We start from the raw sequence: 13,439 nt of genomic DNA on the forward strand, positions 1-13,439 counted from the left end.
AGCCGATCGCCGTGCTGCGCCGCGTGAGGTGGCCGCGCTGAGTGAGGCGGAGGCGCCGCGTGGTGGCTGCGTGAGGCGGAGGCGCCGCGTGGTGGCCGCGTTGCGTGAGGCGGAGGCGCCGCGTGGTGGCCGCGTTGCGTGAGGCGGAGGCGCCGCGTGGTGGCCGCGTTGCGTGAGGCGGAGGCGCCGCGTGGAGTGGCCGTGCTGCGTGAGGCGGAGGCGTGTGAGGTGGCCGCGTTGCGTGAGGTGGCCGCGCTGCGTGAGGCGGAGGCGTGTGAGGTGGCCGCGCTGTGTGAAGGGCCGCGTCGCGAGAGGGGCGGCACGACGGCGGCGGCCGGGCGGGATCGGGCATGGGAAAGGGGCGCCCCACACCGTGGGCGCCCCTTTTCAGAGTCTTGCTCGGGGGGTGAAGTTGTTCAGTTGGAGTTAGACATCATGTCCGCGCCACGCCAGGTGAACTCCGGGTCTGCCGTGAACTGCACGGCGATCTTGACCAGGTCCTCGGCGTACCGGTTGGCGTGGTGTCCGCAGAACACCAGCTCACTGCCACCAGCCAGGGTCAAACGGAGCTTTCCGGCTGCATTGCAGCGGTCGCACCGTTCATCGGCTGCGGGGCCGGCCACACTACTCGCCGGCGGCGTGAGAGTCGGGGTCATCGCCTTCCTCCTCTGTTCGAACCGATGAACACGTTCCTCGGCTACTGCTCACCATCGTGCAACACCCTGCACCGTTGCAGCCTTCCCACTGTGCCCCGGGGGGACCGAGGTCACACGTGCTGGGCTAAGTGTGCCGTGATCCAAGGGTGCCACGTCAACGATCACTTCTGCACAACGGTCTGATCACCACCCGATGTTGTACGGGTGGTGACCATTCGGGCACGCTTTGTTGACCGAACGCCCTAGTCCAGGTAGTCGCGGAGAACCTGGGAGCGGGACGGGTGTCGCAATTTCGACATCGTCTTGGACTCGATCTGCCGGATGCGCTCACGGGTGACCCCGTAGACCTGGCCGATCTCGTCCAGCGTCCGCGGCTGGCCGTCGGTGAGGCCGAACCGCAGCCGCACCACACCCGCCTCGCGCTCGGACAGCGTCTGCAGCACCTGCTGGAGCTGGTCCTGCAGCAGCGAGAACGACACCGCGTCGACCGCGACGACCGCCTCGGAGTCTTCGATGAAGTCGCCCAGCTGGCTGTCGCCCTCGTCGCCGATCGTCTGGTCGAGCGAGATCGGCTCCCGGGCGTACTGCTGGATCTCGAGGACCTTTTCCGGCGTGATGTCCATTTCCTTGGCCAGCTCTTCGGGCGTGGGCTCGCGACCCAGGTCCTGAAGGAGCTCGCGCTGGATGCGGCCGAGCTTGTTGATGACCTCGACCATGTGCACCGGGATGCGGATGGTGCGGGCCTGGTCGGCCATGGCGCGGGTGATGGCCTGACGGATCCACCAGGTGGCGTACGTGGAGAACTTGTAGCCCTTGGTGTAGTCGAACTTCTCGACCGCGCGGATCAGGCCCAGGTTGCCCTCTTGGATGAGGTCGAGGAACGCCATGCCGCGGCCCGTGTAGCGCTTGGCCAGCGACACGACCAGACGCAGGTTGGCCTCGAGCAGGTGATTCTTGGCGCGCTCACCGTCCCGGCCGATCCAGCGCAGGTCGCGCTCCATGTTGCGCTCGAGCTTCTCCTCGCCCTCGTCGCAGGCGCGCAGGCGCTCGGCGGCGTAGAGGCCGGCCTCGATGCGCTTGGCCAGCTCGACCTCCTGCTCGGCGTTGAGCAGCGGGACCTTGCCGATCTGCTTGAGGTAGGCGCGGACCGAGTCGGCCGACGCGGTGAGCTCGGCGTCGCGACGCGCCTGCTTGAGCGCCTCGGACTCCTCGTCGTCCCACTCGAAGTCGCCGTCGGTGGCCGAGCTGGCGGCGTCGGCGGCGGCAGCGGCGACCGCAGCGGCCGGTTCCTCGACGACGACGTCCTCGATCTCGGCGGCGAGCTCTTCGGGATCGATCTCTTCGCCGTCGCCGGGGCCCTCCTCGCCGGGGGCGGCGGCCTTGCCGGGCGCGGCCTTCTTGGCGGGGACGGCCTTGGCCGCTGCCTTCTTGGCGGGCGCCTTCTTGGCCGGCGTCGCGGCGGCGTCGCCCTCGGCGGCGGCCTGCTTGGGAGCGGGAGCCGCCTTGCGGGCCGGGGCGGCCTTGGCGGTGGTGGCCTTGGAGGCGGGAGTCGCGGCCCGGGCGGCGGCGACCTTGCGACGGGTGCTCGCCGAGCCGTCGACGACCACGGTGATGCCCGCGTCGACCAGCCCGCGGAGGATCTTCTTGGCCTGAGCCGGATTCACCTCGGCGGACTCGAGCGTGTGCGCGACCTCGGCCGAGGTGAGCTGCCCACCAGCACCCTGTGCATGAGCGATCAGGGCCTCGGTGAGGGAGCGAACGTCGGCACCGTTCTGGTGGGCGTCTGTCACGAAAGACCTTCCGGAGGCGATCAGGTGGAGCACGGCCATGAGCCCAGCGCAGCGCACGGCGAGGAGGCTGGCCGGTGTTGGTGTGAGGACCCCCGGGACGCGGACGATCGGTGCTCGGTGTCCGTGAAGCGGTGGGCAGGGGTGAATTGTAGCGCCGTCGAGCGAGATCCTCCCGCCGCAGCACGCCGCTGGAGCCCGCCGACCTCGCCGGAGAGGCTCGGCGACAGAATGGTAACGGCGGAAAGGGCATACACGTGAACGAGTTTCCGGCCGGAAAAAACCCCGGCCAAGATGGTGGTACGAATTCCGGCGAGTTGCTGGAGCTGGCGGTCCGGGTGGCCCGGGAGGCGGCGGCGACGGCCCGGCGGATGCGGGCCGAGGCGATCGACGACGTCGAGACCAAGAGCACGGCGACCGATGTCGTGACGGCCGCCGACAAGGCCGTCGAGCGTCAGGTCGTCGAGGCGCTGCGGGCGATGCGGCCGGGTGACGGGATTCTGGGCGAGGAGTACGGAAGCTCCGAGGAGCCCCTTCCCGGCGCCGTACGGTGGATCCTGGACCCGATCGACGGAACGGTGAACTACCTCTACGGGCTCCCGCAGTACGCGGTCTCGCTGGCCGCCGAGGTGGACGGCGCGGTGGTCGCCGGGGTGGTCGTGAACGCGGCGACCGGCGACGAGTGGACGGCCACGCTCGGCGGTGGTGCCTGGCGCGGCGACCGGCGGCTGTCCGGCTCGACGCCCTCCGGGCTCGGCCAGTCCCTGGTCGGCACCGGGTTCGGCTACGACGCCCGGCGCCGGGAGCATCAGGGCCGGGTGCTGGCCGGATTGATCACCCAGGTGCGTGACATCCGCCGGTTCGGCGCGGCCGCCCTCGACCTCTGTGCGGTGGCCGAGGGGATGCTGGACGGCTACTACGAGAAGGGGCTCAATCCGTGGGACTGGGCAGCCGGCGGTCTGGTCGCGACCGAGGCCGGCGTGGTCGTCGCGGGCCTGAACGGTGCCGCTCCCGGCGCCGAGATGCTGGTGGCGGCCTCGCCGGCGGTGTTCGGGCCGCTCCACGACGCGCTGGCCGCGCTGGATGCCGCGGGCGGCGCGTGAGCCTAGGAGTCCTTGTTCTTGTCGGCGGGCTTGAGGCAGGTGCCCGGCGGCAGCGTGGGCTCGCCGACCTCGACCAGCGACTGGTTGACCTCGGTGGTGGTGGCCAGCTGGCGGAACTCGTTGCCGATCACGATGTCGATGACCTGGCCCTTGCGCTTGGCGCTGTAGGTCATCTTCGACTGGGCCAGGAAGTAGGCGCGCAGGAGCTGGGCCTTGCCGACCGTGTCGGGGCCGAACCGGATCTCGGCCACGCCCTTGTACTTGGTCTTGCTCTCGGCCGGCTTCTGCGTGGTGAAGCGCCGGTTCTTGAACTCGTTGGTGACGCTGTCGGCCAGGCCCGACTTGTCCGTGCCGTTGTAGACCTTGACGGTGACCTCGGCCGGGTCGTCGGGCAGCCGGACGTCGACCAGTGGAGTGCCGGCCGGGCAGTCGTCACCGGCGTTGGTGCCACCCTGGGTGTCCTTCGCCAGCGCGACGATGACGAACACCACCGCGGCCACGGCCAGCACGCCGACGACGACGAGCGCTCGTACGCGCGCAAAGCTCATGGGGCAGACTCCAGGGCGGATCTGAATGGGACACCGACGGGGACTTATGCCCGCCGGGGTACGGACGGACCTGTCGAGAGGTTAGCGTCTGTCCGCCAGGCATGCGGAAACAGGGAATACTTCCGGCGCGTTGACGATGATCCAGAGGCTGATACCCCTACTTTGATGTCGCCTCGGTCACATCGGGAACAATGGGCCGCCCGTGCGCGTACAACAGTGCCGCGACAGCGGTAAGGTTCCGCGCTCACCGGGGGTGTTGGGCATGTCAGGGGCAGTGTCGGAAATCGTCCGGCGGAACCGGGAACCGAAACAGGGTCGCGGGCGTTACTAACGCCAAGTGACACATCGATACAGGAGAGTGAAGACCGATGGCCACCGACTACGACGCTCCGCGTCGCGATGAGGTCGACCTCGGCGAGGACAGCCTCGAGGAGCTCAAGGCCCGCCGAGCCGACTCGCAGTCGGGTTCAGTGGACGTCGACGAGGTCGAGGTGGCGGAAAGCTTCGAGCTGCCCGGCGCCGACCTGGCCGACGAGGAACTCACCGTCAAGGTGCTGCCGATGCAGACCGACGAGTTCCGCTGTTCTCGCTGCTTCCTCGTACACCACCGCAGCCAGCTGGCGGCGGAGCGGAACGGGGAGCTGATCTGCCGCGAGTGTGCCTGACCGGCCACTAGCGCAGAGCACCACCACCCGGCCGCGGTTCGCGGTCGGGAGTCAGGTCGTTGCCGGGGTTTGACCCGGGGTCGACACCGGGCATCACCATGAAGGTACCGAGAGAGACCTGGCCCGGTTTTGACGCGGAAGGACGACGATGAGCGGAACCGACGAACAGAGCGTGCCGCCGCCCCTGGAGCAGAGCTCAGCCAAGAGCCAGGAGCTGGCCGCGGTCGATTCTGAACTCGGCGAGACCGTCGCCGCGCTCACCGCCGACGACCTGGAACCGGCCGGCCGCAGGCAACTGCTGAGCCGGCTCGTCGCGGACATCCGCCGCCGTGGACTGGGGCAGATGTTCAAGCCCAAGGCCGCGGTGCGCTGGATGGCCGACGTCGTCGCCGAGGTGGCGCCGCACGTCCCGGTCCGCGACATCGAGACCCTGCGCCGGCATTTCCCCGGCCTGAACGACGACGACCTGGCCGAGCGCCTGGTCCGCAACGCCGCCCGGTCGACCGCCGGCATCGGCGCCGCCGGGGGTGGCGTCGCCTCGATCGAGTGGATCGCGCCGCCGACCCTGCTCTCCGCGCCCATCCTGCTCGGCGCCGAGACGGTGGCGGTGGTCGCGATCGAACTCAAGCTGGTCGGCGAGTTGCACGAGATCTACGGGCAGCCGATCCAGGGCAGCCTGGGCCAGCGGGCCGCGGGCCTGATCCAGGCGTGGTCGCAGCAGCGCGGCGTCAACCCGCTGGTGCCCGGGGTCGGCGTGGCCACCGTGCTCGGCACGGCCGCCCGCCGGGAGCTGCAGAACTCGCTGCTCAAGCGCTTCGGGCGGAGCCTGACGACGCTGGGCCCGATGCTGACCGGGGCCGCAGTGGCCGGCTATCTGAACCGCCGCGCCACCCGCAACCTCGGCGAGCACATCTCGAAGGACCTGCGCAAGGCGCACCGGAAGGCGCTCGAGGGTTAGCCTCGAGGGCCGCGGGCCTCGATCAGGGCGGTGGCCAGCTTGACCGGCTGCCGGGTGCTGACGATCCAGTACGGCGTCGGGTCGTCCGGGTCGTCGAGCAGCACCTGGACGGCCGGGCCGACCCACGGCCGCTGGATCACGAACGCGAGCGGGTGGGCCCCCACCCCGAGCGCCTCCCGCTTGCCCTCCGCGTCCAGCGCGACCACGTCTTTCACGAAGCGCACGGGCAGCCGGGCGTCGTCGACCCGGAACTCCCCGTCGGCCACGGCGACCCGGATCCGGCCGGTCCAGAGCATTCCGGCCACGGTGATCGGGATCAGCACGGCGAACGGCACCCAGGTGGGCAGGGTCGGGAAGCCGAGCAGCACCTCGACGGCCAGGATCGACACGACGACCAGCGCGACCGGCCAGATCCACCAGGTCAGGCTGAGCCGTTCGGCATAGGCGGGCGCCGCGGTCGTGCGCGCGGGGGACTCCGGTGTCACCCTGGAAGGGTACGGCGCGCCTCCGCGACCGGGCACGGCAGGATGGCAGGGTGAGGGCCGCCCGCAGCCGTACGAGTGAGGAACCAGCCTTGACCGATGTAGTGATCCCGATCCGGCGGCTCGACAAGGACCTGCCGCTGCCGGCCTACGCCCATCCGGGTGACGCCGGGGCCGATCTGGTCTCCGCCGAGGACGCCGAACTGGCGCCGGGACAGCGCGTCAAGGTGCGTACGGGCATCGCCGTGGCCATTCCTGACGGCTATGTGGGACTGGTGCATCCCCGGTCCGGGCTGGCGGCCCGCCTGGGTGTGACGGTGCTCAACGCGCCCGGTACGGTCGACGCCGGTTACCGGGGCGAGATTCTGGTCATCCTGGTGAACCACGACCCGGCCAACACGGTCAAGATCTCTCGTGGCGACCGCATCGCCCAGCTGGTCGTCCAGCGGGTCGAGCGGGCCAGTTTCCACGTGGTGGAAGAGCTCGACGACACCGCTCGCGGTGCCGGTGGGCACGGGTCGACAGGCGGGCACAGCGCTCTGCCGACGCAGGTCTGAGACGGAAGGTGGCAGTGATGTTCTCGCGTAAGCGCGGCGGCCCCAAGCACGTACGTGCGACCGACGCGCCGCCCTCGGAGGCGCTGAAGCAGAGCCTGGCCGCGGGCGACGATGCGCCGCCGCCCGACCGGGGCCCGTGGGACCAGTCCTACGCGCCGGACGACGTGCAGCGGCTCGACCTCGGCAGCCTCCTGATCCCCGCGGTCGACGGCGTCGAGGTGCGGGTGCAGGCCAACCCCGAGGGCGTGGTCGAGCAGATCGTGCTGGTCGACGGGGAGAGCGCGCTCCAACTGGGCGTGTTCGCGGCCCCGCGCTCCGAGGGCATCTGGGACGAGGTGCGCGACGAGATCGCGACGGCGATGAAGTCGGACGGCGTGTCGCCGCGCGAGGTCGACGGGCCGTACGGGATCGAACTGACCGCCCGGGTGAACACCCCGGAAGGGCCGGCCGACGTCCGGTTCGTGGGCGTGGACGGGCCGCGCTGGATGGTGCGGGCGCTGTTCCAGGGTGCCGCCGCGTCCGACCCGGGTCGTGAGGGCCGGCTCGGCGAGGTGTTCGCCGGACTGGTCGTCGTGCGCGACCCGGAGGCCCGGCCGGTGCGTGAGGCGCTGCCGCTGCGGCTGCCGAAGGAGATGACCGAGCAGGCCGAGCAGGAACAGCAGGCCCAGGGTGGCACGAACGGCAGCCCGGCCGTCTAGCGGCTCGTGACTGAGGTCACCTAGGGCGTACCGTGTAGGCACGGCACGGGCAGTTGTCCGTGCCGTTGTCACGGTGCAGGGCTGAGGAGAGGTCATGAGTACGGACGAGCGCACCGGCATACGCCGGTTCTTCGACCGTTTGACGGCCACCGATTCCGAGCTCGACGCTCAGGATCTGCAGCGCGAGAGCGCCAAGTGCGGCGCCGTGCCGGCCGGCCAGTGCACCCGGGGGCAGGTCGTCTCGGTGTCCGGGCGGCTGCGTACGGTGGCTTACACGCCGCGCACCAACCTGCCGACGCTCGAGGCCGACCTGTGGGACGGCAGCGACGTGGTGACCCTGGTCTTCCTGGGCCGCCGGTCGATCGCCGGCATCGAACCGGGGCGGCAGCTCACGGCGCGTGGGCGCATCGCGATCCGGGATGACCGTAAGGTGATCTACAACCCGTACTACGAGCTGGAGGCGCCCCGGTGACACCCGGCAGCGAGCCGCGTCACGCCGCGCACGAGAACGTGGAAGAGCGGCTCGCCGAAGAGGTCGTCGAGGAACTCGACCTCCACGAGGTCTCCGCGGCGGTGGCCAAGGACGCGAAGAAGGACGAGGACGAGCCGTTCCCGTCCATGAGCGAGCAGATCTCCGAGCAACTCGGGGGTGTCCGCGGGCTGATCGAGTCGAGCCTGCCGGTGTTCGCCTTCGTGATCTTCAACGTGGTGCTCGGCGACGCCGTGGTCGGGCTCGAGAAGCGCACCGCGCTCTACTGGGCGATCGGCGGCGCCGTGTTCGCCGCGCTGGCCATCGGCGCCTTCCGTCTGGCCCGCAAGGAGCCCGTACGGCATGCGGTGAACGGTCTTTTCGGCATCGCGGTGGGTGCCTTCCTGGCCTACCGCACGGGTAACGCGGAAGACTTCTACCTGCCCGGCATCCTGCTCACGTTCGCCCAGGCGGCGGCGCTGCTGATCTCCGTCTTCGTGCGCAAGCCGATCATCGGCTACGTGTGGGGGATCATGGCCAACAAGGGCCAGCAGGACTGGTTCGGCAACACCCGGCTGTTCCGGACGTTCCAGTGGCTCACCCTGGTCTGGGTGGCGTCGCTGTGCGTGCGCGCAGGCATCCAGTTCTACCTGTGGCAGGCCGGCGAGGCCAACGCGCTCGGCATCGTCCGCATCCTGATCAGCTGGCCGATCTACGCCGCCACGTTCGCCTTCACCGCGTGGGCCATCCACCGCGTCACCAGCGAACAAAAGGTGGCTGAGGCAACCTCTTAGCCCAGTTCGCGGCCTTCGCTGCCCAGGACCACGGCGCGGATCTGATCCTCGACCTCCGCGGTGCAGACGAAGATCAGCTCGTCGCCGGCCTCGAGCGGGTCGTCGGCCGTCGGCACCATGACCCGCTTGCCGCGCAGGATGGCCACCAGCGCCGAGTCGCGGGGCAGGGGCACGTCGCGTACGGGCTTGCCCTCGTACGGCGCGTTGTGCGGCAGGGTGATCTCGACCAGGTTGGCCTCGCCCTGGCGGAAGGTCATCAGCCGGACCAGGTCGCCGACCGTCACCGCCTCTTCGACCAGCGCGGCCATCAGGCGCGGCTTGCTGACCGAGACGTCGACGCCCCACTGCTCGGTGAACAGCCACTCGTTCTCGGCGCGGTTGACCCGGGCCACCACCCGCGGCACCGCGAACTCGGTCTTGGCCAGCAGCGAGACCACCAGGTTGGCCTTGTCGTCGCCGGTGGCCGCCACCACCACGTCGCAGCCGGCCACGTCGGCCTCCTCGAGGCTGCTCAGCTCGCAGGCGTCGGCCAGCACCCAGTCGGCCTCGGGCACCCGCTCGGGCCGCAGCTGCTTGGGCTCGCGTTCGATCAGCATGACCCGGTGGCCGTTGCCGATCAGCTCCTGCGCGATCGACCGCCCCACGTTGCCGGCTCCGGCGATGGCGATGCGCATGGTCAGTGTCCTTCCGTGTGGGTGCCGGAGGCGATGTCGAGCACGTCGCCCACCGTCTCGTCGGTGACCAGCATGAAGACCTGGTCACCGTCCTGGATCACGGTGGACGGGGTGCCGAGGGTGCCCATGCCGAAGCGCATCAGGTAGGCCACGCGGGCGCCGCTGCGTTCCTCGAGCGACTTCAGCGTGCGGCCGACCCAGTCGCGGTGCAAGGGCGCCTCGACGATCGAGACCACGCTGGTCGGGTCGCGGAACACCTCGACGGTGCCTTCGGGGACCAGGTGGCGCACCATCCGGTCGGCCGCCCAGCGGATGGTGGCGACGGTCGGGATGCCGAGCCGCTCGTAGACCTGGGCCCGCTTGGCGTCGTAGATGCGGGCCACGACCCGGGAGACGCCGAACGTCTCGCGGGCCAGCCGGGCCGAGATGATGTTGGAGTTGTCGCCGCTGGACACGGCCGCGAAGGCGTCCGCCCGCTCGATGCCGGCCGCGCGCATGACGTCGCGGTCGAAGCCCATGCCGGTCACCGTGGTGCCGGAGAAATCGGAGCCCAGCCTGCGGAAAGCGTCCGAGTTCTGGTCGATCACGGCCACCGAGTGACCGCGCGCGGAGAGGTTGTGGGCCAGCGTCGAACCGAGCCGCCCGCACCCCATGATCACCACGTGCACGTGTCGCGTCCTCCTGACTCGGTGCTGTTCAGTGAGAGATTGCCATGCGCCTGCCGTCGGCGGTGGCCGGGGCGGGGTACGAGGTGGAAAAGGCGGCCGTACGCTTGGCAGTCGTGGCCAGTACGACTTCCCTCGCTAAACGGATTCTGCTGGGCCGGCCGTTCCGATCCGACAAGCTCCAGCACACGCTGTTGCCCAAGCGGATCGCCCTGCCGGTCTTCGCCAGCGATGCCTTGTCGAGCGTGGCCTACGCGCCGGACGAGATTCTGCTGACCCTGTCGATCGCCGGTGCCGGCGCCTTCTGGATCTCCCCCTGGATCACCCTGGCCGTCGCGGTGGTGATGGTGACCGTGGTCGCCAGCTACCGCCAGAACGTGCACGCCTATCCCTCGGGCGGCGGCGACTACGAGGTCGCCACGGTCAACCTCGGTCCGCGGGCCGGGCTCGGGGTCGGCAGCGCCCTGCTGGTCGACTACATCCTCACCGTGGCCGTATCGACCTCGGCCGGGGTGAACAACCTGGGCTCGGTCGTGCCGTTCGTGGCCGAGCACAAGGTGGCCTTCGCGATCGGCGCGATCGCCCTGCTGACCGCGCTCAACCTGCGCGGGCTGCGCGAGTCGGGCACCGCGTTCGCCATCCCGACGTACGCCTTCATCATCGTGATCGTCGGCATGATCCTGACCGGCCTGTTCCGGGTCTTCGTGCTCGGCGACGACCTGCTCGCGCCGAGCGCCGGCCTGGTCATCACGGCCGAGGAGGACCATCTCACCAGCTTCGGGTTCGCCTATCTGCTGCTGCGGACGTTCTCGTCGGGCTGTGCCGCGCTGACCGGTGTCGAGGCCATCTCGAACGGCGTGCCGGCCTTCAAGCCGCCCAAGAGCAGGAACGCCGCGACCACGCTGATGCTCCTGGGCGGGCTGTCGATCATCATGCTGGTCGGCATCGTGCTGCTGGCCCGGGCGACCAAGCTGCAGTACGTCGAGGACCCGACGATGCAGATCATCTCGGGCCCGGCCAACTACGTGCAGAAGACGGTCACGGCCCAGCTGGCCGAGACGATCTTCGGGCCGGGCTCGGTGCTGCTCTATCTGGTCGGCGCGGTCACCGCCCTGATCCTCTTCCTGGCCGCCAACACCGCGTTCAACGGCTTCCCGGTGCTCGGCTCGATCCTGGCCCAGGACCGCTATCTGCCGCGTCAGCTGCACACCCGCGGCGACCGGCTGGCCTTCAGCAACGGCATCATCTTCCTGGCGATCGCGGCCATGATCCTGGTGGCGGCGTTCCAGGCCGAGACCACCCGGCTCATCCAGCTCTACATCGTGGGCGTGTTCGTGTCGTTCACGCTGTCGCAGGGCGGCATGATCCGGCACTGGAACCGGCTGTTGCGGATCCAGCGTGATCCCGAACGCCGACGGCGGATGATCCGCTCACGGGCCATCAACGCGTTCGGCATGGGCCTGACCGGGGCTGTGCTGATCATCGTGTTGATTACGAAGTTCCTGCTCGGCGCGTGGATCGCGATCGCTGCCATGATCGTCATCTACGGGCTCATGCTGGCCATCCGCAAGCACTACACCCGGGTCGCGCAGGAGCTGCAGCCGACCGACGAACGGCCCGTGCTGCCGTCCCGCAATCACGCGGTCGTGCTGGTCAGCAAGGTGCACATGCCGACGTTGCGTGCGGTCGCGTACGCCCAGGCGACCCGCCCCGACACGCTCACCGCGGTCACCGTCAACGTGGACGACAAGGACACCCGGGCGATCCAGGAGGAATGGGAGCGCCGGCAGATCCCGGTGCCGCTGACCGTGGTCGACTCGCCCTACCGCGAGATCACCGGACCGATCGTCGACTTCGTCAAGGGCGTACGGCGGGGGTCGCCGCGGGACGTGGTGACGGTCTTCGTCCCCGAATACGTCGTCGGCCGCTGGTGGGAGAACCTGCTGCACAACCAGAGCGCGCTGCGGATCAAGGGCCGGTTGCTGTTCGAGCCGGGCGTGATGGTGACCAGCGTGCCGTGGCAGTTGCGCTCGAGCCAGGACCGTAACCTCGACCGCTTCGACCAGAGCCTGACCCGGGTGCCCGCGCGTGGACCGCGGGTGCGCCCGCCGGCCGAGCCGCCCGCCACCGCCGAGAACACGGAGACGCGTACATGAGCTGGGAAGAGGGCGAACGCGTCGAGGTCACGGTCGGTGCCCCGGCCCACGGCGGGCACTGCGTCGCGCGGATCGGGGACGAGCACGGCCAGGTCGTCTTCGTGCGGCACGCCCTGCCCGGCGAGCGGGTCACCGTCGAGATCACCGAGCTGCACAAGGGCTTTCTGCGGGGCGACGCGGTGGCGATCCACGAGCCGTCGCCCGACCGGGTCGAGCCGCCCTGCTCCTTCGCTCACCCGGGCGGGTGCGGGGGCTGCGATCTTCAGCACGCCTCCGGCGATGCGCAGCGACGGTGGAAGGGCGCCGTCGTCGAGGAGCAGCTGCGGCGTCTGGCCAAGCTTTCCCTTCCCGTACGGGTGGAAGCGCTCCCCGGTTCGCTGGAGGGCTGGCGCAGCCGGGTCCGGTACGCGGTGGACGCCGCCGGTCGGGCCGGGCTCCTCAAGCACCGGTCGCACGAAGTGGTCGCGATCGACCGCTGCCGGATCGCCCACCCGGCCATCCAGGAGCTCGACCTGCTGAAGCGGGAGTGGCCGGACGCCGACGCGCTGGAGGCGGTCGCGACCACCGGCGGCGACGTGACCGTCCTGGTCCGATCGCCGGGCACCGGCGGCCCGCTCCCGCCGGACGACCCGGCCGAGGCGGCGTCGCTCGGCGGGCGGGTACGACGGGAAGGCCCGGACCGGGTCACCGAGCGGGCGGCCGGTCGCGAGTGGTCGCTGCCGCCCGAGGGCTTCTGGCAGGTGCACCCGGCCGCGGCCGAGACCCTGGTGTCGGCCGTCGTCGAGATGCTGCGCCCGGCCGAGGGCGAGACCGCGTGGGACCTGTACGGCGGGGCCGGCCTGTTCGCGGCCGCCCTGGCCGAGCACACCCACGCCCGGACGACTGTGGTCGAGGCGTCTCCGATCGGGGCCGCCGCGGCCCGGTCCAATGTGGCGGCCGAGGTCGTCGAAGCCCGGGTCGACGTCGCCCTCGCCCGTCGCCGGATCACCGGACCGGTCGACCTGGTCGTACTCGACCCGCCCCGGGCCGGCGCCGGGGCCAAGGTCGTGCGCTCGGTGGTGGCGGCCGGTCCGCGGGCGGTGGCCTATGTGGCCTGTGACCCGGCCGCGCTGGCCCGCGACATCGCCACCTTCCGGGAACTGGGCTGGCGTCTGGTCACGTTGCGGGCGTTCGACTGCTTCCCGATGACGCAGCATGTGGAGTGCGTGGCGCTGCTCGAGCCCTGAC

At 70.4% G+C, this 13,439-nt stretch carries 15 protein-coding genes; 9 read left to right on the forward strand and 6 right to left on the reverse strand.

The window, feature by feature from the left end:
- Positions 1 to 416 precede the first annotated feature (416 nt).
- The gene (locus tag KOI35_RS02400) at positions 417 to 656 is read right to left on the reverse strand and encodes a DUF7455 domain-containing protein (RefSeq protein WP_215784311.1); all 240 of its coding nucleotides are present in this window, start codon (positions 654 to 656) and stop codon (positions 417 to 419) included.
- A 242-nt stretch (positions 657 to 898) separates the two neighbouring features.
- The gene (locus KOI35_RS02405) at positions 899 to 2,485 is read right to left on the reverse strand and encodes an RNA polymerase sigma factor (protein ID WP_281419965.1); all 1,587 of its coding nucleotides are present in this window, start codon (positions 2,483 to 2,485) and stop codon (positions 899 to 901) included.
- A gap of 215 nt (positions 2,486 to 2,700) precedes the next feature.
- On the opposite strand from KOI35_RS02405, the gene KOI35_RS02410 reads away from it, so the two are divergent.
- Positions 2,701 to 3,546: an inositol monophosphatase family protein gene (locus KOI35_RS02410; protein WP_215784313.1), complete on the forward strand. Its 846-nt coding sequence runs from the start codon at positions 2,701 to 2,703 to the stop codon at positions 3,544 to 3,546.
- A gap of 2 nt (positions 3,547 to 3,548) precedes the next feature.
- Here the strand turns inward: KOI35_RS02410 and KOI35_RS02415 are convergent, their stop codons facing one another.
- Positions 3,549 to 4,094: a LytR C-terminal domain-containing protein gene (locus KOI35_RS02415; protein ID WP_215784314.1), complete on the reverse strand. Its 546-nt coding sequence runs from the start codon at positions 4,092 to 4,094 to the stop codon at positions 3,549 to 3,551.
- Positions 4,095 to 4,462: 368 nt separating this feature from the next.
- Here KOI35_RS02415 and KOI35_RS02420 point away from each other — a divergent pair, with 368 nt between their 5' ends.
- Entirely contained in the window at positions 4,463 to 4,759 is a 297-nt protein-coding gene (locus tag KOI35_RS02420) for a DUF4193 domain-containing protein (protein ID WP_133874975.1), read from the forward strand.
- 148 nt (positions 4,760 to 4,907) lie between these two features.
- Positions 4,908 to 5,717, forward strand: a complete 810-nt coding sequence (locus KOI35_RS02425) for a hypothetical protein (RefSeq protein WP_246612366.1) — start codon at positions 4,908 to 4,910, stop codon at positions 5,715 to 5,717.
- On the opposite strand, the gene KOI35_RS02430 is transcribed toward KOI35_RS02425, so the two are convergent.
- Positions 5,714 to 6,202, reverse strand: a complete 489-nt coding sequence (locus KOI35_RS02430; protein WP_215784315.1) for a DUF3093 domain-containing protein — start codon at positions 6,200 to 6,202, stop codon at positions 5,714 to 5,716. The genes KOI35_RS02425 and KOI35_RS02430 overlap by 4 nt on opposite strands.
- Positions 6,203 to 6,291: 89 nt before the next feature.
- On the opposite strand from KOI35_RS02430, the gene dut reads away from it, so the two are divergent.
- The 4 genes from dut (at position 6,292) to KOI35_RS02450 (ending at position 8,717) form a co-directional block, all read left to right on the forward strand.
- Positions 6,292 to 6,756 carry a dUTP diphosphatase gene (dut, locus tag KOI35_RS02435; protein WP_215784316.1) on the forward strand — a complete coding sequence of 155 codons (465 nt, stop codon included), beginning with the start codon at positions 6,292 to 6,294 and terminating at the stop codon, positions 6,754 to 6,756.
- A 17-nt stretch (positions 6,757 to 6,773) separates the two neighbouring features.
- Positions 6,774 to 7,454 (forward strand): DUF3710 domain-containing protein, encoded by a 681-nt coding sequence (locus tag KOI35_RS02440; RefSeq protein WP_215784317.1) that lies wholly within the window; start codon positions 6,774 to 6,776, stop codon positions 7,452 to 7,454.
- A gap of 94 nt (positions 7,455 to 7,548) precedes the next feature.
- Complete coding sequence (locus KOI35_RS02445; protein WP_215784318.1) at positions 7,549 to 7,926, forward strand: OB-fold nucleic acid binding domain-containing protein; 378 nt, start codon at positions 7,549 to 7,551, stop codon at positions 7,924 to 7,926.
- On the forward strand, positions 7,923 to 8,717 hold the full coding sequence (locus KOI35_RS02450) for a DUF3159 domain-containing protein (protein ID WP_215784319.1): 795 nt from the start codon (positions 7,923 to 7,925) through the stop codon (positions 8,715 to 8,717). The genes KOI35_RS02445 and KOI35_RS02450 overlap by 4 nt, the downstream gene beginning before the upstream one ends.
- Here the strand turns inward: KOI35_RS02450 and KOI35_RS02455 are convergent.
- Positions 8,714 to 9,397 carry a potassium channel family protein gene (locus tag KOI35_RS02455; RefSeq protein WP_215784762.1) on the reverse strand — a complete coding sequence of 228 codons (684 nt, stop codon included), beginning with the start codon at positions 9,395 to 9,397 and terminating at the stop codon, positions 8,714 to 8,716. The genes KOI35_RS02450 and KOI35_RS02455 overlap by 4 nt on opposite strands.
- Positions 9,394 to 10,059, reverse strand: coding sequence for a potassium channel family protein (locus KOI35_RS02460; RefSeq protein ID WP_215784320.1), 666 nt, complete (start codon positions 10,057 to 10,059; stop codon positions 9,394 to 9,396). The genes KOI35_RS02455 and KOI35_RS02460 overlap by 4 nt, the downstream gene beginning before the upstream one ends.
- A 44-nt stretch (positions 10,060 to 10,103) precedes the next feature.
- Between KOI35_RS02460 and KOI35_RS02465 the strand changes: the two genes are divergently transcribed.
- Positions 10,104 to 12,212 carry an APC family permease gene (locus KOI35_RS02465; RefSeq protein WP_215784321.1) on the forward strand — a complete coding sequence of 703 codons (2,109 nt, stop codon included), beginning with the start codon at positions 10,104 to 10,106 and terminating at the stop codon, positions 12,210 to 12,212.
- Positions 12,209 to 13,438: a class I SAM-dependent RNA methyltransferase gene (locus KOI35_RS02470; RefSeq protein ID WP_215784322.1), complete on the forward strand. Its 1,230-nt coding sequence runs from the start codon at positions 12,209 to 12,211 to the stop codon at positions 13,436 to 13,438. Before KOI35_RS02465 ends, KOI35_RS02470 begins: the two co-directional genes overlap by 4 nt.
- The last annotated feature ends 1 nt before the right edge of the window (position 13,439 follow it).

Origin of the sequence: Paractinoplanes bogorensis, from assembly GCF_018829635.1 — a bacterium.
Lineage (GTDB): Bacteria > Actinomycetota > Actinomycetes > Mycobacteriales > Micromonosporaceae > Actinoplanes > Actinoplanes bogorensis.